The following is a 20721-nucleotide window of genomic DNA, read 5'->3' on the forward strand; positions in this document are numbered from 1 at the left end:
AAGAGGTTAAAAATATCGCTCCAATAAATGAAGCTATCATTGATAAATTTTTCATATTTATTTTTTTTAGGTTATTTAATTGTTTCTACTGTTTTACCACAAGTCAGCATCTGTGACCCATAGTAAGGATTTTTTACTGCGTTCTCTTTGCTCAACCAATTGGCATCCTGCATAGGGCAGTATTGGTAATATACTGGTTCTGTAGGTTTTGAAACTTTTATCAATTCATAAGTGTTCTTAGATAATGATTTAAAAGAATCTCTTTGCTTTTTGATGTCTTGGGTTTCTGAAATACTTTTAGCATCAGCTTTCAAATCTTTCAATACTTTCATCCAAACCATGTGAACGTCCATATTCAAAGTTTCCATTTTTACGGTTTCAATTGATGTTAGTAATTCATTTGCTTTAGCTGCTGTTGTTTTAGAATCTGTTTTTACTAAGGCATCTTTCAATAAGAAATAGTTATCAAATATTGATTGCAATTGATTTTTTTGCTTCGCCAGTTCGCTATTGCTCGGGTCTTGACTATCATTCATTGCAGTATGGTCATTCATTACCATTTTATTCGCTCCCGAAACTGCATCTACTGCTACTGGAACTTTTGCTTCTCGGTCATACTGACAACAGCCAGGGAGATTTGAATAGGCTTTATCAGGAGCAAGGAATTTTTCGCTATCATAACCAACAAGAGCAATACGTTTTAGTATTTCATCTTGATTGGTTTTATTTTGATCATAAGTCAGGGTAGCCATTTTGGTATCTTCATTCCAATCGACCTGGGCAATATTTTTTAGATTCCCTGCTCTTTCTATTTTGGTTTTGCACATACCACAGTTTCCAAATATTTTAACTGTTTCGGTTTTTGCATTTTTTATTTGTGCGTTGATAGCAGTAGATAGCAACATTACAGCTGCTACCATTATTTTTATAAATGAATTTTTCATTTTAAATAAGGTATTAGTAATCAAAGTAATTTACCTTGATTGATTGATAAAATAAATTTGAGATAATTACAGTTATAAAAAAAATGATACTGCAACACGAAAATTGTGTAGTAAAATGTTTCTAAAACTGTTGTGAATTGGATAGCAAAACGCTACAAATTTGACACACTTATGGCTGTCAAAAATGGATTTAGCTTATTTTAGGAATGAGCCAAATAGAATAAAAACCATCTGAGATTGATGGTATTGTGTATGAAAATTTAACTTTCTCGATTGAAGAATAGTTAAACATGTAATTTTTAAAAATAATTTCAGATAAAAAACTTACCGAAGAAGTAGGACAGGTTGACGAACATCCACATTTAGAATGACCGCAATTACCTTTGCAACCTTTGTTGTCTTTCTCTTTAGAATTATCACTACTGCAACAACTCTTTTTTTCTGATTTAGAAGAGGAAATTTCTTTTTTGCAAGAACTCTTGTCTGAACCTTTACCACAAGCCAAAGAAATATTTGGCGTAAGGATTAAGCCAATTAACAAAAGAAATATGAAACGAAATTTTCTCACTAAAATTTAAATTACATACAAAAGTACTCAATTTTAATAAGATATATTGAAATTGAAGATAGATTTAACAATCCGTTATTACTATAGACAAAATAGGGGGATGAAACGTATTGGTTTCTCTCGTATTTATTTTTTCCAGTTTAAATTTTTATTGAAATAAGACAATATATTTTGAACTATTAGGAAACTTTCATTTGTTGTACTTATGTTGTACCAATTACATTTATTTTATTTAATTATCAATAAAATTAATACTTAACAGGTTTAGTTATTCTAAACCGCTGTTACCTGCTGTGTTGTTGTTTGTTAGTCAATATCATTAAATATTAGTTCATCTTCTTCCAATATGTCGTCTGTTGGCGGTTGAAAATGTATGTCAATGCCCCAATTATCAATAATCCAACCCGTTAATTCTTCTCGTCTTTTATTTAGGCTTACAGGTGTCCAATCGTCAAATTCTGCAATTTTTCTTTCTTGTCTTATATCAGAGTTAGAGTACGAGAAACCTGAACCTGCAATTCCCTTTTTTCTCCCAAATTCAAAGTTGCTGTATCGTGAATTGTCTTTGGTCAGAACTAAATTTGAAATGTCGTGTATAAATTTCTTTCGTTCTTCGTCTGTCCATTTAGAAAGCCAATTTGAATTTGCGTCTGGATTTTGCGGTAAAATATGCTCGATTGTAGAGTCGGTTAAATCTTCCCAATTCAACTTTGGTTTGTTTTTGCCTTTCAGTAAAAAATGTTCATACTCAAAAAGTGTATATTTCAACAATCGTCTGTGATGATACCACTCGAAAAAATCTTCTTTCAATGATTTTCTAAAACTATTTTCAGGTGAATACCAATTTATAGTTCCGTATATCCATTCTGTAACAGAATACATTGAATGTTTTGATGAAAATATATCATCTGCCCAACGGTAGAATTTTGACAAACCTGCATTACTTCGTTTCCCTTGCCAAAGAAATACTCGGTAAGAAAAAATTTCAAGCGATTTTAAAAGTCCAATGTATTCGTCATTTAAAGCTTCATTATTTTCACGTTTAATTCTTGAAGCAACCATTAATGGAAGATAATTGGCAATGTTTCCTGCATTTCGGATTTTAGTTAATAGATGTAATTCGGTTTCATTAAAAGAACTATGATTAGATTTAATAATTGCCGAGTAATGTTTAGAAATTAGCGCAAGACCATCGACAAATTGTAAAAGAAAACTTTTTACTTCCTCTTTACTCTTGATTGAAAAGTTTCTCAATGGTATTACATCATCAGATTTAAAACCGCTATAACCGTTCCAATTTTTTGGAGTATAGTTTACAAATAAAGTCCAAGCAATACGTAAACACTGACTTTCGCTACCGTTGCATTTTGCTATATTTACATAAACTTCTTTCCAAGTTTTGTTAATAATTTTTGTAAAATCTTCTTTCTCCGAAACATCTTGAATATTTCTGTAAACCCAATACATCAAATAGTTTTTGAGCAGTTCCATAGATGACAAATCTTTTCCTCTTGAATTCATTAACTCAAAAGTCATCCCTATTTCACTTTCTACTTCAATTGGATAAAAGGAAAAATTTAATTTGCGGATAATAGCATCAAACAAATCTCTCAAATATTCTTCGCCTTTTTCTGCTCTTATTTCTAATTGTTCTTCGATATGCTTTTTCAAAAAGCAATATGCTTCGTAAATTCTTTTTTGATGAACCGAGTTTGGTTCAATATTGCTAACGCCTTTAGAAACTAAGTCTGAATAAAAATCAGCTGTATCATTATTTAACCTTAGCTTACTTTTGCTTCCCGAATGTAGATAAATTGGAATTTCCGCTGTAAAGTCTTCTTCGCTAATTTTAATTAGTTCTTTTAGGATAATTGACAAATAAATACTACAAGTTGTAAGACGTTGCTGTCCGTCAACGATGTCAACTATTTCAAGTTTTTTTGTGCCATAATTCTCTGTCGGTTTGTCAAATGGTTGATAAATAACAATTGTTCCTGTGTAATGGCTAATTATTTTATCATCAATCAATGCGTCAATATCTTGTACAAAATCTTTCCATTGTTTGGTTTCCCAAGCATATCCTCTTTGATAATCTGGAATTTGAAAAATTTTTCCTTCTAAAATATTCGATAAAGTCTTTTTCTCCATATAAATAATGTGCTTGAAAATACCAAAGGTGGCGTAGCCACCTTTGGTATTTTATCTATAAAGTTCGTATAAGTGAGCCATTTTCTTTTCTTAATTCCGTTTTTCCCTTTACAGTTGTTACAGCAATGTCAGAACCGTGCCATCTTGCATTGGTAGCATCTGCGTTGCCAATAGTGCGAACTAATGAACCATTATCTTTTCGGATTTCAACTTTTCCTTTTACAGTTGTAATTACTATTAAAGTTTGAGAAGAGTTAAAGTCTGCTGAAGTAGCATCACCGTTACCAATTGTTCGCACTAGAGAACCATTGTCTTTACGAATTTCTATTCTTCCATTTTTAATTTGCAGAATATTCATTCTTATAAGTTTTGATAGTTGTGCTTACTCTGTTCGGTTTTCAGCTTTCCCGTTAGTTCCGCAAATGTCAGTTGTCAGTCGGTCAAAATATGTCGTTCTAATTTTATTTTTTGCACGGACGTTCTTTAACATAGCAGGTAACTCGACAATTGGCGAAGTCCTCTTAAATAGTTGAATTAAAAAAAATTCCCTTTTGTGATTTGCTAATTTACTTCATTCCCAACTCCCAAAACTACCTACTTATAGGTATTTTTCCACCAAACGTTAGTAACGTATTACCTAGCCCAGATGGTAGCGGCAGCCCGTAAGAAAAATGCGGTATTGTGAAACGGTGGGTAAGGGCGACCCCAGAAGCCCGATGCCTACCGATTGAACAAACCGTATTTTTTGCGGACTATAGCGAACAGCCGGAATAGCTTCTGAAAATTACAAGACTGTTGCTGATTGATAAACTTCTTGAGATTCTATCTACGTTGTGCAGTGGTTTTTGCATCGTTTTTATACGGCATGTAAAAGTAGTTATTGATTTATAGCAAAGTAAAGCTCGGGTGAGGTACTAGCGAACGTTGCTTTTTATATACATTTCCGGACTTAAAACCGCTAGTTTGCTGTTTTGGTAATCTTTTATGTTTCTCGTTAGAATGATGTTGATTGAATTGCTATTTTCAGCGGTATAATTTTGAATAGCGTCTTCGAAGTCTTTAAATTTAGAATTAAGTGCTTCGATAAGTACCTCCTTATTAACTTGCGCGATATCGATGATGCGCAAAAGTTGCTTGAGTTTTTCGATGACCAGTTCGTGTTTGGCAATCTTCGATAGCAAATAGTAAACATTGCTGATAATCACAGGAGTTGTGTAACCTTTAATTTGCTTGTTCTCACACAGGGTAAAAATGGCAGTTGCGTGTTCGGCAAAAGGCGCTCTGTCGAAAAAGAAGTCGAGAATTACGTCGGAATCAATTAGTACGTTATCCATTTACAGGTGTTTCTTTTCGATGGCTTTGATAAGTTCTTCTTTGTAGTCGAAATCCTTCGGTAGTTTGAAAGATCCGCGCAGTGATTTTACAATCGGACTCGCTTTAACAGTTTCTTTCTTAACGTCTTCGTTCGTTAGTGCTTTAAGATAATTCTCAATGATATTAGACAGGCTATCGTTTTTTTGCTTCGCGTAGTCTTTTGCTTTTTGGATGACTTCTTTTTCAAGCACGAGCGTCAATTTTGTGTTCATAACCTACTTTTTTCAAAGATATAAAAACGGGTGAAAATGCACGTGTAAATTAACGTACTTTTACACGTGTAACGAATACGCTAGCGATTATCGATTTTTGTTATTCGGGTTAGTGAAACCAATTACGTAGTATTTAAATTACTTGCTTTTTGATTTGTTAATTTACTCGCTTAATTTAATTCAAGTACGGGGATATCAACCGTTTTTATCATCATTTGAATAGTTTTGGTTAGTTGGTTTAAATCTTGATTTTTTGGATCAAATCCCCAAAATGAGTACTTAATTGAGTTACTATCAAATATATTGCCTAGAGTTAAAGAACTAGATGATCCGTCTAATCCGTTTTCAAAAGATTCGATTAATTCTGCACTTGTTATTTTTTTAAATTCGGTTATTAATTCATCCAGTTGAGCCTGTGAAATCGGTATTGCTTTTTCAATGAGTTTTCCCTTTTTGTAAAATTTTTCCGTTGCTTCTAAATTAAGAGGGTTTTGAAACGAACGACCGATGTAAATTTCGATTTCGGAATATACCCTAATTGAGACCGAATATTCAAATTTGATGTAATTGACCTTTTCTTCCTGGGCATAAGCTGAACTTGACAGTGCTAAAAGTGCTGTAAACGTAGCGAAGATTGTTTTTCTCATTTTTACAAATTTGAAGAGTTCCATAAAAGAATACTATTCGGCGTAGTGGTTACTGAAGTTTAATCAAACACTACGGTGACGTAGTTTTCGGTAATCACTTTCTTTCCGAGTACTTCTCCGGGTTTGCACTTTTGGTATTTTTTCAATTCGGCAATGGCAATTTCGAATAATTTTTCTCTTTCAGAATTAAGGTTGTCCGTGTTTTCCAGAATAAGTTGGTGTCCGCTTTGTTTCCCAGATTTATCTATGTACACGTTTAGGTACAGATTTATCGATTTCCACTGCTTATTTTTTTTGATCTTTAGTTCTTTGGTAGATAGATAAATTACACGATTAGAATCTAGCCCGTAGATTTCGGGTTCAATATCACATTCGTAACCATTTACGGTGTCATTATTTGCGATGATCAGTTCATCGGCTTCTCTGATCAGGTTCTTTTTAAAATCTTTGCCAAATTTCTTTTCGATTGCCTCATCCATGACAGCTCCGTAACAACCTGCTCGTTCGTACTTGCTCTCGAAACCGTCGGTAATTTCGTCGTAACCAAAAGTCAGATTATACCTTTTACATAGTTGTTTAAGCCTTTTCGACTGCCGGGTGTTGAACTTACCGTGTCCCCTTTGCAGTGTAAAAACAATTCTCCCACTGTCTATTTGGGCTTTTGCAAATTTCATGTCACGCAGGCAAAGCGAATCTCTAGGATCAACATGATGAATGTAAGATCTGATATTCTCAGGCGGTATAGCATCGACTAATTCAGATTCGTTTTTGTCTGTTGTTTTGTTCTCTTGTGTGTGCTTACACGAGAAAAGTAGCAGTGCGAAAATTATTAAGGCATGCTTCATGATGATTTCGGAATTTAGTCAGATGACTTTTGTCTGCGTTGCGCGTTTTTTTGGGAAATCATAATAATTTGATCGGTTAAAGTTAACCAGAATACAAGGGTACTTACGTGCATAAACTCTCGAGGGAACCATTTTAAAATTACACCTAAAGCTCCTAATAAGAAAGTAATTACCCACAGCAACTTAAGTACATCTAAGCGTTGTTTTTCTTGTTTTTTGAAGAAGCGAACAGTGTACGTTAGTAGTATGCCTAAAACCGAGACAAGTACTAACAAATTAGCGGCAGGCCAGTGCATGAATTTGAAAACTACACCAATAACGGCGATACAAAACCAAAATATAATGACTAGAAAGTACGCAGTTTTGAAAATGGTTCCATTATAAAGTAACATAATCAATCCAATGAGATTTGCAAACTTAATCCCGCGTCGATATAAATATCCGCTGATTGTTCAGTTAATCCCAATACTTTCAAAATAAAACCAACTAACGCAAAAACAAGTGATATACCGATTAAAACTAAGAATATGCTGTTTTTCATAGCAAAAACGTTTTACATCATTTAAATTAAAAAACAATCATAGGAGATATAAAGTTCGCAGTATATTGCTAACAATCCATGGACTTGTTTTTACAAAAGTAGCAAAACTCCAAATAGTTTAGCCTAGCGCTTTTCAAATAGTTTTCTTACTCGTATCAACGCATTCCCTAGCCCGGATGGTAGCGGCAGCCCGTAATAAAAATACGGTATTGTGAAACGATGGGTGTGGGCGACACCAGAAGCCCAACACCTGCCGATTGAACAAACCGTATTTTTTGCGGACTATAGCGAACAGCTGGAATAGCTACTAGTAGTCATTAAACCTGAGTTCGATTAAAAATCTTTGTCAGATCGCTTGAAATCAACAAAATGTGAAGTCAAAAAGCAAAGAAAAATCACAATTTGCATGCTAAACAGATAAACGGCTGCTTACTTCGTTAGATTTTTTTGCGATACTACAGTATCCCAAAACAAATCCGCCTGTTATACCAATTGGATCTATAAAACAGCCTAATAAAAAAACGTTTTTAAGCCATAACTGCTTTAAAAAAATCTTCCGTAGCGCCGCTATGCAACACTTTTTCGCATTGTTCTGCCTCAAAAACAACCTTTTTTCTTTAGCCTATTTTACAGTCCCAATTGGTATTAATCAACCATTTATCTATTTTCTGACTGCAATTTTTAAATCGAACTCAGGTTTTAAAAAAGCAGCTCTTTATTTGGCTGCTTTCTTGTTCTTACGAACGGTAGATTTTGTCGTATAAATCGCGGTAGAGTTCTAGCACCGCTTTTCTTTTGAGTTTCATCGTGGGCGTTAAGTGTCCGCCGTCGATGCTCCAAACTTCTGGCGTGAGCTCAAAACGCTTGATTTTCTCCCAATTGCCAAAACGCTCGTTAATACTTTCAATTTCTTGGTCGATTCGGGCGATAACTTTCTCGTTTTTAATCAGTTCTTTATTGTCGTCGGAGAGTTCAATCTGGTGCATTTTTGCCCATTCGCGGACGAAAACAAAATTGGGTTGTACAAAAGCCGCGGGCATTTTCTCGCCGTCGCCAATTACCATAATGTTTTCGATGAAGCGCGACTGTTTCATGGCGTTTTCCAACAACTGCGGCGCAATATATTTTCCGCCACTGGTTTTAAACATCTCCTTCTTACGATCGGTTATTTTCAGGAAGCCATCGGCATCAATCATTCCGATATCGCCCGTGTGGAAATAGCCGTCTTTCAAAACCTCTGCCGTCTTTTCCGGATCTTTATAGTAGCCGAGCATGATGTTCGGACCCTTGCACAAAATTTCGCCATCTTCGGCAATTTTCACCTCCACGTTATCAATCACGCGACCGACCGTTCCAATTCTAAAACCGCCGTTACGTTGGTCGTTTACCGCAATTACTGGCGAAGTTTCCGATAAGCCGTAACCTTCCATAACAGGGATTTGCGCGGCAGCAAAAACTCGTGCCAAACGCGGTTGCAAGGCAGCACTTCCCGAGACAATCAGCTCTAAATTGCCGCCTAAACCAGCTTTCCACTTACTGAAAATTAGTTTGCGGGCAATGCTTAACTGAAACTCGTACCAAGCCCCGTTTTTTCCGTAGGGTTCGTAACGCAAACCTAAATCGATTGCCCAGAAGAAAAGTTTTTTCTTAAGGCCACTCAGCTCCGAACCTTTGGCGTAAATGGAGTCGTACACTTTTTCGATCAGGCGCGGTACTGCCGTCATTACCGTAGGTTGTACTTCTTTTAAATTGGCGCTGAGTTGCTCGATTGATTCTGCAAAATAAATACTCACGCTGTAATATTGGTAGATATACACCACCATACGCTCGTAAATGTGGCAAATGGGCAAAAACGAGAGTGCGCGCGATTTACCGGCAGCGAACGGAATACGTTTTTCAGAATCGAGTACGTTCGAGGCAATGTTTCGGTGCGAAAGCATCACACCTTTTGGTTTTCCGGTTGTTCCTGAAGTGTAAATGATCGTAGCCAGATCGTCGGTTTTTACCGAGTTTTTACGGATTTCCACTTCCGCTTGTAGCTCGGTGCTGGCGCCTAAAGCCAAGAACTGCTCCCAGGTGTGGCAGCCCGAAATAGTATCGAAGCTATAAATTTCTTTTAGATTCGGGATTTGCGAGCGCACTTTCATCAGTTTGTCGTATACGACTTGATCCGACACGAAACAGTGCGTCGCTTCGCTGTGGTTGAGAATGTATTCGTAATCTTCCTCGCCAATAGTTGGATATACCGGAACGTTTTGCGCTGCAATTTGCAAGACACCTATATCTAAAATATGCCACTCGGTTCGATTCGTGGAACTTATCACAGCTATTTTATCGTTGGGCTTTACACCTAAAGCGAGTAGGGCACGTGACGCCTGATTGGCTAAATCGACGTATTCCTGAGTACTGGTTTTTATCCACTTACCGTCTTTTTTAGACACTAGTGCGTCTGAAATAGGTAATTTTTCGAGTTGGTGGTAGGGGAAATCAAATAAACGTGTAATCGACGTCATGTTTTGTGCTTTATGCGGCAAATTAACTATTAAAATACTTTTTCGCAATATTGCTAAAAAAATATAGGCTTAAATTTCAATTGAATTAGTTTTGCAGCAGATTTTTTAACAATGTGGAAAAATAAAAATTGGAGTCGTTTTCGAGGCGATGAATACGCAGTTTTGTTTTATCGAATCGGTTTGGCTTTTGTGATGTATCAACTGTGTAGGTTGCTCTTTTATGTGTATAATGCTGATTTGATTGAAGTTAGTGGTATTTCCGAGTATTTCCATCTGGCATATCACGGTTTAGCTTTCGATACCACAGCAATTTTATACTTAAACGGATTATTTATTGTGTTGGCTATTTTGCCGTTGCCGCAAACAAGAAATTTAACATATCAAAAAGCGCTAAAAGTCCTCTATTTTGTCACAAACGGAGTGGGTTTGGCCTTAAATTGCGTTGATCTGATCTATTATCGCTTCAATTTCGGACGTTCAACAAGCGCCATAACCGATTCCATTGCGCATGAATCCAATAAATTATTGCTTTTTGCCAATTTCGCTTTGAACTATTGGCACGTTTTTTTATTATTTATCGTGCTTTTGCTGGCTTGGATCAAAGCTTACAGTTTATTTCGTCCGCTGTTCGATAAGCTGCGTTTTACCCTTGCGTACTTCGTTTTTTCTCTATTGGCAATGCTTGTAATCATTACCTTAGCCATAGGAGGTATTCGCGGCGATTTCAAAAAAAGTACCCGACCCATAAATTTGGTCGATGCCAATCGATATGTTCGAGTTTCTTCGCAGGCCGATATTGTGCTAAACACGCCTTTTGCTGTTTTTAGAACTTTATTTAGCAATAATTTTAAAAAGGTAAACTTTGTTTCGAAAAGTGAAATCGATTCGTTAGTAAAGCCTTACAAGCAGTACAAAAACAATCCCAAAACGCGTCCGAACATCGTGATCCTAATTTTAGAAAGTAACGGAAAAGAGTATTTTGGTTCTTTCAACAAAGAAATGGGCATCAAAAATCACGTAAGTTACACGCCCTTTGTGGATTCACTCGCGCAGCACAGTCGCATTTACACGAATGCGTACGCTAACGGTTATAAGAGTATTCACGCCATGTCGTCGGTTTTGGCGGGAATTCCGTCGTTTAAAGATGCGTTTACATCTTCGCCTTATCCGAAGCAGCCCACCGAGTCGCTAGTCTCGGTTTTGGAATCGCTCGGTTACAACACGTCGTTTTTTCACGGCGCTCCAAACGGCTCCATGGGATTTCTGGGCTACGGAAATATTTTGGGTTTTGATGCCTATTACGGTAAGAACGAATACAATAACGACGCCGATTTCGATGGTGTTTGGGGAATTTGGGACGAACCGTTTTTCCAGTATTTCAATAAAACCATAAGCCAATTTAAACAGCCGTTTTTTACGACTTTGTTTTCGGTTTCCTCGCACGAACCGTATAAAGTTCCGGAAAAATACGAAGGGAAATTTCCGAAAGGCAACGTTAACATGCATCAATGTATGGGATACACCGATTATGCCTTGAAGCAATTCTTCGCGCAAGCCAAAAAGCAAGCGTGGTTTGAGAACACCATTTTTGTTTTGGTTGGCGATCACGGCAACACCATTTTTTACGACGAATACAAAAAGGAAGCCAACAAAAATGCAGTAGCGCTACTGTTTTACGCGCCAAAGTACAATTTGAAAGGTGCCGACAATCGGTGGGCGCAGCAAATTGATATTTATCCAACACTACTCGATTTAATTGGATACGACAAGCCGTTTCGCAGCTGGGGACGCAGTTTGTTGAGCGAAAATGAGATTTCGCCTTTCGTTATTCGTTACAGCAGCAACAACTACATGCTGTTTGCCGACGGCTACATTTGTGTTTTCAACGGACGAAAAGCGGTAGGTTTTTATAAAGATATCGACCGTGGTTTAACCCAAAACCTGATTGCCCAGCGAAACGCTACCATGAACCAGCTCGAGCTCCGTTGCAAAGCCTTGATTCAAGATTACATGCAGCGCATTATGGATCGAAAATTGGGAGGAATTGGGCAAAACTCTATGAATTAACGCCGATTTAAAGTCAGTTTTTACCTGAGTTTTTTGATTTTTTGGGTGTGCCGGCGCTAACTTCCTTTAACTTTCAATTCGTAACTGCTCCGCAAAACAATCGTTGAGCGTTTCAAAGTAGCGCCGTCGCGTGCTCCACTGTATCTTTTAGGCGAAACGGTACTGGAAATTCCGTAACGCCTAAAAGGATGTCGTTGCGCCCGCTCACACGAAAATCGTTGACCGAACATCAGTTACTCAAATACGTATCATAATTCTCCGGCGTGACCACCACCAACTCATGATTCGGATACGACGAGGTGAAATTTTTCGGAAAACGCACCTTTTTATTCGAATTCCATTTGATTTCAAAAGCCGTAATTAGCCCGTCGGCTTCCTCGATATAGTCGATTTCTTGTTGTTCTTTTGTGCGCCAGAAATACGGTGAAACAAAATTGTTTTGGTAAGCATTGTATTTCTTGCGCTCGGCGATAAAGTAGTTTTCAAACAAGGCTCCAATGTCGGCGCGGTTTACGGCCAACTGGAAATTGTTAATCACCGCATTTCGAATGCCGTTGTCGTAGAAGTAAATCTTTTTCGAAAGTTTTAATTCATTTCGGGCATTTCGCGCAAACGATTGTAATCTAAAAACGATAAACGTCTTTTCGAGTAAACTAATATACGTTTCAACCGTTTTACTGTCTAAACCAACGAGCTTGCCTAATTCGTTATACGAAACTTCCGATCCAATTTGTAAGGCTAATGCTTGTAAAAGCTTAACCAATTTCTCGGGCTTCTTTAACGAATCAATCATTAAGACGTCTTTAAATAAATAGCTGTCGGCCAGTTGTTTTAAAATTAAACGCTGGTCGTCGGCATAACTAACAACTTCGGGATATGAGCCGTAAATCAATCGGTTATGAAGCAGGCGCTTTTCTTCCAAAATTCCGTGATGATTCTTAAGTTCTTGAAACGATAGCGGAAACAGTTGGCATTCAATCTTGCGTCCGGTTAACGATTCGTAGGTTTTGTTTTGCAAGTCAAAAGCCGAAGATCCCGTGGCTACGAGTTTAACATCCGGATAGTTCTCGTGAATCAACTTTAAAGCAATACCAATATTCGGAATTCGTTGGGCTTCGTCAATGACAACAAATTTCGAAGCACCCAATATACTTTTGATTTGCGTTGAAGTAGGCTTTTCAAAAATCTGTTGAATGTCGTATTCGTCGGCATTTAGCCACAGCGCACTCTCGTAATTGCTACTTAATTCCTTAAGCAAAGTCGTTTTTCCGGTTTGTCGAGCGCCAAGTAAAATCAATACTTTTCCTTTGTTGAGGAATTTTGAAATCACCGCAGTTAATTCTCTGGCAATCATAACTTAAAGTAAAGTTCTCTGCAGCCAAAAGTAGTGCTTTTTCGGATTCTATTCCAAAAAAGTAATACTTTTTTTGGATTCTATTCCAAAAAAGTTGCTTTTTTTTAGGATGCTATTCCGAAAAAGTTGTGTTTTTTGGGTGTGCCGGCGCTAACGTACGTTTACTAACAAATTGTAACTGCTTCGCCAAACTAGCGTTGAACGTATCCATGCAGCGCCGTCGCGTGCTCCACTGTATCTTTTAGGCGAAACGGTACTGGAAATTCCGTAACGCCTAAAAGGATGTCGTTGCGCCCGCTCACACGGAAATCGACTTCACAAAAAAACCTACTTCTCGGATTCAACACCAAAAAAGTCGTTTGCGAGTTTCTAGAGCAAAAAAAGGGAATGCAATAGCGCGAAATTTTCAAGCACTATTCATCTAACGAAACCTCAATCAAACAGTTCGGCCAGCGAAAATGTGTTCACTAGTTTGTTTTTGTTACTAAAACTAAAATTCTCGCCGCCGTAAACAATGTTTAGCGGACTCGTTCCCTTCGAGTAGCTTTTGAACAAATTCAAGTTCCTGAACCAATTTTCTTGAAAAGTTTGACCCGATTTAATTTCGATCGGAAAAAGGTTGAGGCCTTTTTCAATTAATAAATCAATCTCAACACCCGCTTGCGAGCGCCAATAGAACAATTTGTAGGGCTTCAACCGATAACTATTAAACTTTACACATTGGCTGACTATAAAATTTTCAAAAATCGCGCCTTTTAACGGATGATTTTCAAGCTGATTTACAGTGGTGATGTCAAGCAAACTGCAAATGATGCCCGTATCAACCAAATAAAGTTTCGGTTTTTTAGTAATGCGTTTACCGAAATTAGCATAATACGGTGGCAATAAATAAATAACTCCAGCAACCTCTAAATAACTTACCCAACTTTTCAGTGTTTTCGAATCAATGTCTAGTTCGTTTGCCCATTTCAAAGCGTTGAATTCTTGGCCAACTCGTGACGCAATGAGCCTTATAAAATTTTGAAATAAGTTAATGTCTCTAATGTTTACCAACTGCCTGATATCTTTTTCAACCACACTTTGAATGTAACTTTGGTAAAATAAAACAGGATCAACAGAGGTATCTTTCCAAACTTCTGCAAATCCACCATTAAAAATGTGTTCCCAAACCGTAAAGTTTTTAAAGTTTGGAATTTCGTCATAGCTTAGCGGGTACATGTTAATGTAGCCAATTCGACCCGCCAAACTTTGAGTAATTTTTTCGTTGAGTAAAAAGTTGCTACTTCCAGAAATCACGTATTTACCTTTTTCTGAAGTATTGTCTAAAATTTCTTGTAAATAATTAAATAATTCAGGTAAACGTTGCAACTCGTCATAAATTACTCCCTTGTTATCTTTGGTCAAAAACGCCGTAGGATCACTTTTAGCCAATTGATACAACCCAATATTTTCGAAATTATAGTACTGATAGCCTGAAAAGAAAGATCTGCAAAGCGTCGTTTTCCCACTTTGTCTAACACCCATTACCGCAACTGCCCGAAACATTTGAGCTGTTTTTTTAAGCTTTCCCTCTATTTTTCGTTCGAATTCCATAACGCAAAAGTATGTATTTTCGGAATTGAATTCCGAAAATACATACTATTTTTAGATTTTAACTTGTGTAAATTCGGAATTGATTTCTTAATCTACACAAAATAGTGACTGTGTAAATCCAAATTACGGCATGTTTTGGTGAGAAATATATCAACTTCTAAAAGCTAAACTCCGTTACTAGATTTACAGAGAAGTCGCGTTTTTACCTACTTTCAATCCATTCCCGAGCGTTCACGAATGCCTGCAACCACGGCGTCGCTTCTTTTGGATTATTTGGATAATGCGCCCAGTTCCAACCAAAAATCGAACGTTCAATATGCGGCATCATCACCAAATGTCGGCCGTCTTTGCTCGCTAACATCGCCGTATTAAAATCGGAACCATTCGGATTTGCGGGATACTCCGCATAAGCGTATTTCGACACAATGTGGTACTGCGCCTCGTCGCCCGGAAGTTCAAACCTACCTTCGCCGTGCGAAACCCAAACGCCCAGCGTACTTCCCGCTAAGTTACCCAACATCACGCTGTTGTTTGGCAATATTTCGACGGATGTAAATATACTTTCGTGTTTGCGCGATACGTTGTGCTTCATCTTTCCGTGAACCGGAAGTTCCGGATGTATGACTTCCAATTCCATTAAAAGCTGACACCCGTTGCAAATGCCCACCGAAAGCGTGTCTGGTCGTGCATAAAAATCAGACAAGGCTTTTTGCGCCTTTTCGTTGTATTTAAACGAGCCAGCCCAACCTTTTGCGCTTCCTAAAACATCTGAGTTTGAGAAGCCGCCTACAGCTCCAATGAACTGAATGTCCGATAAATCAATTCGACCCATGATTAAATCAGTCATGTGAATGTCGATTACATCGAAACCGGCCAAGTACATTGCATGTGCCATTTCGCGTTCCGAATTCGAACCTTGCTCACGAATCACAGCCGCTTTTGGTCGGTTGCTTACCTGCACATCGGATACTTGCGTGTATGAATTTGGAAAACGGTATTTCAACGCTTGTTTATCGAATTGTTCCGCACGAACTTCGGCCATACCGTTGGCGGTTTGCAAACGATCAAACAAGTACGAAGTGTTGTTCCATAACTTGCGATACGATTTTACATCTAATTTCAAATCGTTTATAATCAATGATTCAGAGTTTATAACCTCGCCAATACGTTCAAATGAAATTTGGTGCTTTTGAAGGATGTTTTCTAAGGCCGTATCGTTGGTTGCTTGTACGACAACCGCTGTATTTTCGGCAAAAAGTTTGGTAGTGAAATCGGCTTGTGGGTCGATTTTAGTTAAATCGATTGTGGCGCCTACGTTTGTGCTGGCGAAGCAGAGTTCGAGTAATGTTGTTACCAAACCGCCGCCGCTAACGTCGTGTCCGGCGCAAACAGCTTCCGCGCGGATTGCTTCTTGTAAGGCCGTAAATGCACTTTTGAAATACGCGGCATCGGCAACATCGGGTGCAGTAGTTCCGATGGCATTTCGTGTTTGCGCAAACGCCGAACCGCCGAGTTGCAAGTTAGAAGCCGACAAGTTTACATAATACACACTGCCTTTTCCGGCTTTAAAAACCGGATCGATGGTTTTGGTAAAATCGTCGGTGTGTGCTGCTGCAGAAATAATCACGGTTCCTGGAGAAAGTACGTCGCCGTCCGCATATTTTTGCTTCATCGACAAGCTGTCTTTCCCTGTTGGAATATTGATGCCTAGTGCAATCGCAAACTCAGAGCAAGCGGCTACCGCATCGTATAACCGTGCGTCTTCACCTGGATTTTTGCACGGCCACATCCAATTGGCACTCAGTGATACGCTTTGAATTCCGTCCTTTAATGGTGCCCAAACTAAATTGGTTAAAGCTTCTGCAATGGCGAGTCGGCTGCCTTTTGCGGCATCGATTAAAGCCGGGATAGGTGCGTGGCCAATACTGTTTGCAATACCGTGCGTTCCTTGGAAGTCGAGTGCCGAAATTCCGAGATTACTCAACGGCAGTTGCAATTCGCCAACGCATTGTTGTTTGGCTACACGTCCGCCAACGCAACGGTCGACTTTATTCGTTAACCAATCTTTTGACGCAACGGCTTCTAGTTGAATAACTTGCTTGATGTAGTTTTCAACCTCCTTATTATCGTAGGTGATTTCGGCAAAATTTGCTGGTTTGCGCTCGTCGGTTAATACGGTTTTTGGTGCGCTACCAAATAGATCGTGCAAATCGAAATCCATGGGTTTTTCGCCTGTTTTTTTCGATTCGATCACAAATTTATGGTCGTTAGTAACGCTACCGACTTGGTAAAACGGCGCACGTTCGCGTTCGGAAACACGTTGCAACAGCGCTTTATCGTTTTGTTTGACCACCAATCCCATACGTTCTTGGGATTCGTTACCAATTATTTCTTTTGCAGAAAGTGACGGATCGCCAACGGGTAAAGCATCTAAATTTATGTGTCCGCCGGTAGCTTCGATGAGTTCCGACAAGCAGTTTAAGTGTCCGCCGGCTCCGTGGTCGTGAATAGAAACAATCGGATTTTCATCTGTTTCCACCAGTGCACGAATGGCGTTTGCGGCGCGTTTTTGCATCTCTGGATTCGAGCGTTGAATGGCATTGAGTTCGATACCGCTGCTAAACGCGCCCGTATCAGCTGAGGAAACAGCGGCACCGCCCATTCCGATTCGGTAGTTATCGCCGCCTAAAACCACAATGGCATCGCCGTTTTCGGGTTGTTTTTTCAAGGCTTGCGCGCGTTTTCCGTAGCCAACGCCGCCGGCTTGCATGATTACTTTGTCGTAACCTAAACGGGTGTTTTGCTCGCTGTGTTCGAAAGTAAATAACGAACCGTTGATGAGCGGTTGTCCGAATTTATTACCGAAATCGGATGCGCCGTTTGAAGCTTTTATCAAGATATCGACGGGCGTTTGGTACAACCATTTACGCGCTGGAAAAGCATTGTCGTTAAAGTAATTTTCGCGTTCGAGGCGTGGATAAGCGGTCATGTAAACGGCACTTCCTGTTAACGGAATAGCTCCTTGTCCGCCGGCTAAACGATCGCGAATTTCACCTCCCGATCCGGTTGCTGCTCCGTTAAATGGTTCGACCGTGGTCGGGAAATTGTGCGTTTCGGCTTTGATTGACAAAACGCTTTCGAATTCGGATTTGGTGTAAAAGTCGGGCTTGTCTGGACTTTTCGGCGCGAATTGTTCCACCACCGGACCTGCGGTAAATGCCACGTTGTCTTTGTATGCCGAAACAATGGTATTCGGATTTTCTGCCGAGGTTTTTTTGATGAGTTTGAACAAGCTTTCCGGCTGTTCTTGCCCGTCGATTACAAAAGTACCGTTGAATATTTTGTGGCGGCAGTGTTCAGAGTTTACTTGTGAAAAGCCGAATATCTCGGAGTCGGTTAGTGGCCGACCTAATTTTGTGGATAGATTTTCGAGGTATTGCACTTCATCGTCGCTTAGTGCCAAGCCTTCTTGTTTGTTGTAACCCGCGATATCGCTGATGTTTTGAATAGCTTCGGGTTGGATTTTGCTTTGGAAAATTTCTTGCGTGAGATTTTCGAACTTTTGCGACAGCATCGGGTCGAAACTCTGGTTGGCAGCAAACGGGCTAAACATTTCGATGCGTTGAATGCCGTTGATTTGCATGTTTTGTGTGATTTCGACGGCGTTGGTACTCCAGGGCGTTACCATGGATGCGCGTGGACCCACGAAGGTGCCAAATACGGCGTCGGAATCGATGCGTTGTGCGTTGCCGAAAAGCCAGTTGAGTTTTGAGATGTCGGTTGTAGAAAGTTCTTGAAAAGGCGCGTCAACAGCGAATAGTTGTTCATTCGCGTTTCGGAAGAAGTGAATCATAAAGCGGTTGTGTTGTTGCGCACAAAAGTACGTATTCGATTGCCAAATAGCAATTCGTAAATGTCTTTATTGAACGGATATTTGTGCACGATTTTCGGTAACGATTGCCCGCGCTAAGGATTGCAGTGGAAACCCCGTGAAGTTTGTTGGCTGTGCGCGGCAGTTGGTATTGGCGACTAAAAGAAGCCCATACCGACGATCCGCAAACGGCAACAAACGAGCGGGTTGAAACGAAAAGCCTGACGGCGGCTGTTCACCGATCGTCAGGCTTTATGGATTTTTTGAGCCGCCGGAGCGCCCAAATAGTTGAATTTTAGTTTTTTACAAACTGTACTTCGGCAATTAGTTTTACCTCTTCGCCAACCAAAACACCACCGGTTTCGAGTGCGGCGTTCCAGGTGAGTCCGAAGTCTTTGCGGTTGATGACTCCGTGAATGGCCAAACCAATTTTAGTGTTGCCCCATGGGTCTTTCATTTCTTCGCTGATTTCGACTTGCAGGTCGATTTCTTTGCTTGTGCCTTTAATTTCGAGGTTTCCGCTTACGATGTAATTTTCGTCGGACAATGCTTTGACAGCGGTTGACGTGAAATTTAGGCTTGGAAATTGTGCGGCGTCGAAGAAATCGGCTCCTTTTAAGTGTGCATCGCGATCGGTGTTTCCGGTATCGATGCTTTCGATTTGCGCGCTGAAGCTGATGTGGGCAGTTTCGAAATCTTCAGTACCGTTTTCGATGGTTGCAGAAATATCTTTAAAACGTCCGGAAACATTAGTAACCATCATGTGTTTCACTTTGAAACCTACTTCAGAATGTGTTGGATCAATCGTCCATTTTGTAATACTCATAACTTATTTATTTAGCTGTTTAATTGCATTGGAACTTCCATCAATAGAATTTGGGTATCGTTTTCGGTAGTTGTAATTTCAAAACTATCGATGTCCCAGATTCCGTAACCGTCGCGGGTTTCGAGTTCTTGCTCGTTAACTTTTGCGCCGCCTTTGATGATAAAAACGTATACACCGTTTCCTTTTAAATTGAGGTTGTACGTTGTTTTTTGGTTGGCATCGAACGTTCCGAGGTGAAACCAGGCGTCTTGGTGAATCCACACGCCGGCGTCGTTCGGATCGGGCGATAGCACTTGTTGGAACGCGTTGTGTTCGGCGTTATCGGAGATTTTTATCTGGTCGTAGCGCGGTTCTACGTTTCGTTTGTTTGGATACACCCAAATTTGAAGCAGTTTGGTTTCTTCTTTTTGCTTGTCGTTGTGTTCGCTGTGGAAAACACCGGTTCCGGCACTCATTACTTGGATTTCGCCGTTTTCGATAACAGCGGTATTTCCGAGTGAATCTTTGTGACGGAGGGCACCTTCGAGCGGAATGGTAATGATTTCCATGTTGTCGTGCGGGTGCGTTCCGAAGCCGGTTCCGCCAGCGATGGTATCGTCGTTTAAAACTCGGAGTACGCCGAAGTTCATGCGATCGGGATTGTAATAGTTGGCAAAACTAAAGGTGTGTTTTGCGTTTAGCCAGCCGTGGTTTGCGCCACCTCTGGTGTTTGCTTTGTGTAAAACGGAGTTTGTCATAACTTTTGAATTAGTGTGAGGCAGATGATTAAATCCAACCGGAGTGGTTTCGGGTTTGCTTGCAACTTTTGCAGTTGTACTTCCGGCCGCTCCGATTAGTATCGAGCCGAGAATACTTTTTTTGAGGAAATCTTTTCGGTTCATCTGTGTTGTAAACTTTTAATTAACGAAGCAAAGTTACGTTGGCGTGCCAGCCAAAAGCATTGACCTAGATTAAGAAATCGCGTTAAAATGGCGTTAATGGAATGGGGGAGTTTTGGAATTAGATCAGGAAAGTGAAGTGGGGGAGTTAGGGTTTTTTTTGGGTTTTTGGGTGGTTTTGATGGAGAGAATTGTTTGCTTAAATAAATGATAGTGAATGTATTAATTTGGGTAATATTGCAATATTACAAATGGAAAAATACAAACTCGGTGATGCTCTTTATTTAGAATTTTCTCAAAGACAATTTAGTTTAAATCGCTTTCTTGTCGTTTCGTATTT

Annotated in this window: 15 protein-coding genes; 1 reads left to right on the forward strand and 14 read right to left on the reverse strand. The window is 39.4% G+C overall.

The features are described from left to right. Window positions 1–71: 71 nt before the first annotated feature. The 9 genes from ACOVQQ_RS06570 to ACOVQQ_RS06610 all read right to left on the reverse strand — a co-directional run bounded on the left by ACOVQQ_RS06570 (window position 72) and on the right by ACOVQQ_RS06610 (window position 9792). Window positions 72–944: a DUF3347 domain-containing protein gene (locus ACOVQQ_RS06570; RefSeq protein WP_421817491.1), complete on the reverse strand. Its 873-nt coding sequence runs from the start codon at window positions 942–944 to the stop codon at window positions 72–74. 874 nt (window positions 945–1818) lie between these two features. Beyond that, a complete protein-coding gene (locus ACOVQQ_RS06575; RefSeq protein WP_421817492.1) occupies window positions 1819–3660 on the reverse strand; it encodes a DUF262 domain-containing protein in 1842 nt (613 codons plus the stop codon). 55 nt (window positions 3661–3715) lie between these two features. Beyond that, the gene (locus ACOVQQ_RS06580; RefSeq protein ID WP_421817493.1) at window positions 3716–4018 is read right to left on the reverse strand and encodes a hypothetical protein; all 303 of its coding nucleotides are present in this window, start codon (window positions 4016–4018) and stop codon (window positions 3716–3718) included. Between the two features lie 556 nt (window positions 4019–4574). Continuing rightward, on the reverse strand, window positions 4575–4994 hold the full coding sequence (locus ACOVQQ_RS06585; RefSeq protein WP_421817494.1) for a type II toxin-antitoxin system VapC family toxin: 420 nt from the start codon (window positions 4992–4994) through the stop codon (window positions 4575–4577). Beyond that, window positions 4995–5246 (reverse strand): DUF6364 family protein, encoded by a 252-nt coding sequence (locus ACOVQQ_RS06590; protein ID WP_421817495.1) that lies wholly within the window; start codon window positions 5244–5246, stop codon window positions 4995–4997. Window positions 5247–5416: 170 nt separating this feature from the next. Next, a complete protein-coding gene (locus ACOVQQ_RS06595) occupies window positions 5417–5893 on the reverse strand; it encodes a hypothetical protein (protein WP_421817496.1) in 477 nt (158 codons plus the stop codon). A gap of 59 nt (window positions 5894–5952) precedes the next feature. Then, window positions 5953–6738, reverse strand: a complete 786-nt coding sequence (locus ACOVQQ_RS06600; RefSeq protein WP_421817497.1) for a hypothetical protein — start codon at window positions 6736–6738, stop codon at window positions 5953–5955. Between the two features lie 14 nt (window positions 6739–6752). Beyond that, complete coding sequence (locus ACOVQQ_RS06605; protein WP_421817498.1) at window positions 6753–7130, reverse strand: hypothetical protein; 378 nt, start codon at window positions 7128–7130, stop codon at window positions 6753–6755. Window positions 7131–8016: 886 nt separating this feature from the next. Next, the gene (locus ACOVQQ_RS06610; protein WP_421817499.1) at window positions 8017–9792 is read right to left on the reverse strand and encodes an AMP-dependent synthetase/ligase; all 1776 of its coding nucleotides are present in this window, start codon (window positions 9790–9792) and stop codon (window positions 8017–8019) included. A gap of 111 nt (window positions 9793–9903) precedes the next feature. Between ACOVQQ_RS06610 and ACOVQQ_RS06615 the strand changes: the two genes are divergently transcribed. Then, window positions 9904–11859 carry an LTA synthase family protein gene (locus ACOVQQ_RS06615; protein WP_421817500.1) on the forward strand — a complete coding sequence of 652 codons (1956 nt, stop codon included), beginning with the start codon at window positions 9904–9906 and terminating at the stop codon, window positions 11857–11859. 229 nt (window positions 11860–12088) lie between these two features. On the opposite strand, the gene ACOVQQ_RS06620 is transcribed toward ACOVQQ_RS06615, so the two are convergent. The 5 genes from ACOVQQ_RS06620 to ACOVQQ_RS06640 form a co-directional block, all read right to left on the reverse strand. Next, window positions 12089–13213, reverse strand: coding sequence for an ATP-binding protein (locus ACOVQQ_RS06620; RefSeq protein ID WP_421817501.1), 1125 nt, complete (start codon window positions 13211–13213; stop codon window positions 12089–12091). 432 nt (window positions 13214–13645) lie between these two features. Then, window positions 13646–14758 carry an ATP-binding protein gene (locus tag ACOVQQ_RS06625; RefSeq protein WP_421817502.1) on the reverse strand — a complete coding sequence of 371 codons (1113 nt, stop codon included), beginning with the start codon at window positions 14756–14758 and terminating at the stop codon, window positions 13646–13648. Between the two features lie 250 nt (window positions 14759–15008). After that, window positions 15009–18659, reverse strand: a complete 3651-nt coding sequence (gene purL, locus ACOVQQ_RS06630) for a phosphoribosylformylglycinamidine synthase (RefSeq protein ID WP_421817503.1) — start codon at window positions 18657–18659, stop codon at window positions 15009–15011. Between the two features lie 313 nt (window positions 18660–18972). Next, entirely contained in the window at window positions 18973–19503 is a 531-nt protein-coding gene (locus ACOVQQ_RS06635) for a YceI family protein (RefSeq protein ID WP_421817504.1), read from the reverse strand. A gap of 11 nt (window positions 19504–19514) precedes the next feature. After that, window positions 19515–20240 (reverse strand): pirin family protein, encoded by a 726-nt coding sequence (locus tag ACOVQQ_RS06640; protein ID WP_421817511.1) that lies wholly within the window; start codon window positions 20238–20240, stop codon window positions 19515–19517. Window positions 20241–20721 lie beyond the last annotated feature (481 nt).

The organism is Flavobacterium sp., from assembly GCF_049240005.1.
Classification (GTDB): domain Bacteria; phylum Bacteroidota; class Bacteroidia; order Flavobacteriales; family Flavobacteriaceae; genus Flavobacterium.

What these genes read in the sequence shown, in the direction of transcription:
- ACOVQQ_RS06570 (WP_421817491.1), bottom strand. Translation starts at nt 944, where the DNA reads ATGAAAAATTCATTTATAAAAATAATGGTAGCAGCTGTAATGTTGCTA.
- ACOVQQ_RS06575 (WP_421817492.1), bottom strand. Translation starts at nt 3,660, where the DNA reads ATGGAGAAAAAGACTTTATCGAATATTTTAGAAGGAAAAATTTTTCAA.
- ACOVQQ_RS06580 (WP_421817493.1), bottom strand. Translation starts at nt 4,018, where the DNA reads ATGAATATTCTGCAAATTAAAAATGGAAGAATAGAAATTCGTAAAGAC.
- ACOVQQ_RS06585 (WP_421817494.1), bottom strand. Translation starts at nt 4,994, where the DNA reads ATGGATAACGTACTAATTGATTCCGACGTAATTCTCGACTTCTTTTTC.
- ACOVQQ_RS06590 (WP_421817495.1), bottom strand. Translation starts at nt 5,246, where the DNA reads ATGAACACAAAATTGACGCTCGTGCTTGAAAAAGAAGTCATCCAAAAA.
- ACOVQQ_RS06595 (WP_421817496.1), bottom strand. Translation starts at nt 5,893, where the DNA reads ATGAGAAAAACAATCTTCGCTACGTTTACAGCACTTTTAGCACTGTCA.
- ACOVQQ_RS06600 (WP_421817497.1), bottom strand. Translation starts at nt 6,738, where the DNA reads ATGAAGCATGCCTTAATAATTTTCGCACTGCTACTTTTCTCGTGTAAG.
- ACOVQQ_RS06605 (WP_421817498.1), bottom strand. Translation starts at nt 7,130, where the DNA reads ATGTTACTTTATAATGGAACCATTTTCAAAACTGCGTACTTTCTAGTC.
- ACOVQQ_RS06610 (WP_421817499.1), bottom strand. Translation starts at nt 9,792, where the DNA reads ATGACGTCGATTACACGTTTATTTGATTTCCCCTACCACCAACTCGAA.
- ACOVQQ_RS06615 (WP_421817500.1), top strand. Translation starts at nt 9,904, where the DNA reads ATGTGGAAAAATAAAAATTGGAGTCGTTTTCGAGGCGATGAATACGCA.
- ACOVQQ_RS06620 (WP_421817501.1), bottom strand. Translation starts at nt 13,213, where the DNA reads ATGATTGCCAGAGAATTAACTGCGGTGATTTCAAAATTCCTCAACAAA.
- ACOVQQ_RS06625 (WP_421817502.1), bottom strand. Translation starts at nt 14,758, where the DNA reads ATGTTTCGGGCAGTTGCGGTAATGGGTGTTAGACAAAGTGGGAAAACG.
- purL (WP_421817503.1), bottom strand. Translation starts at nt 18,659, where the DNA reads ATGATTCACTTCTTCCGAAACGCGAATGAACAACTATTCGCTGTTGAC.
- ACOVQQ_RS06635 (WP_421817504.1), bottom strand. Translation starts at nt 19,503, where the DNA reads ATGAGTATTACAAAATGGACGATTGATCCAACACATTCTGAAGTAGGT.
- ACOVQQ_RS06640 (WP_421817511.1), bottom strand. Translation starts at nt 20,240, where the DNA reads ATGACAAACTCCGTTTTACACAAAGCAAACACCAGAGGTGGCGCAAAC.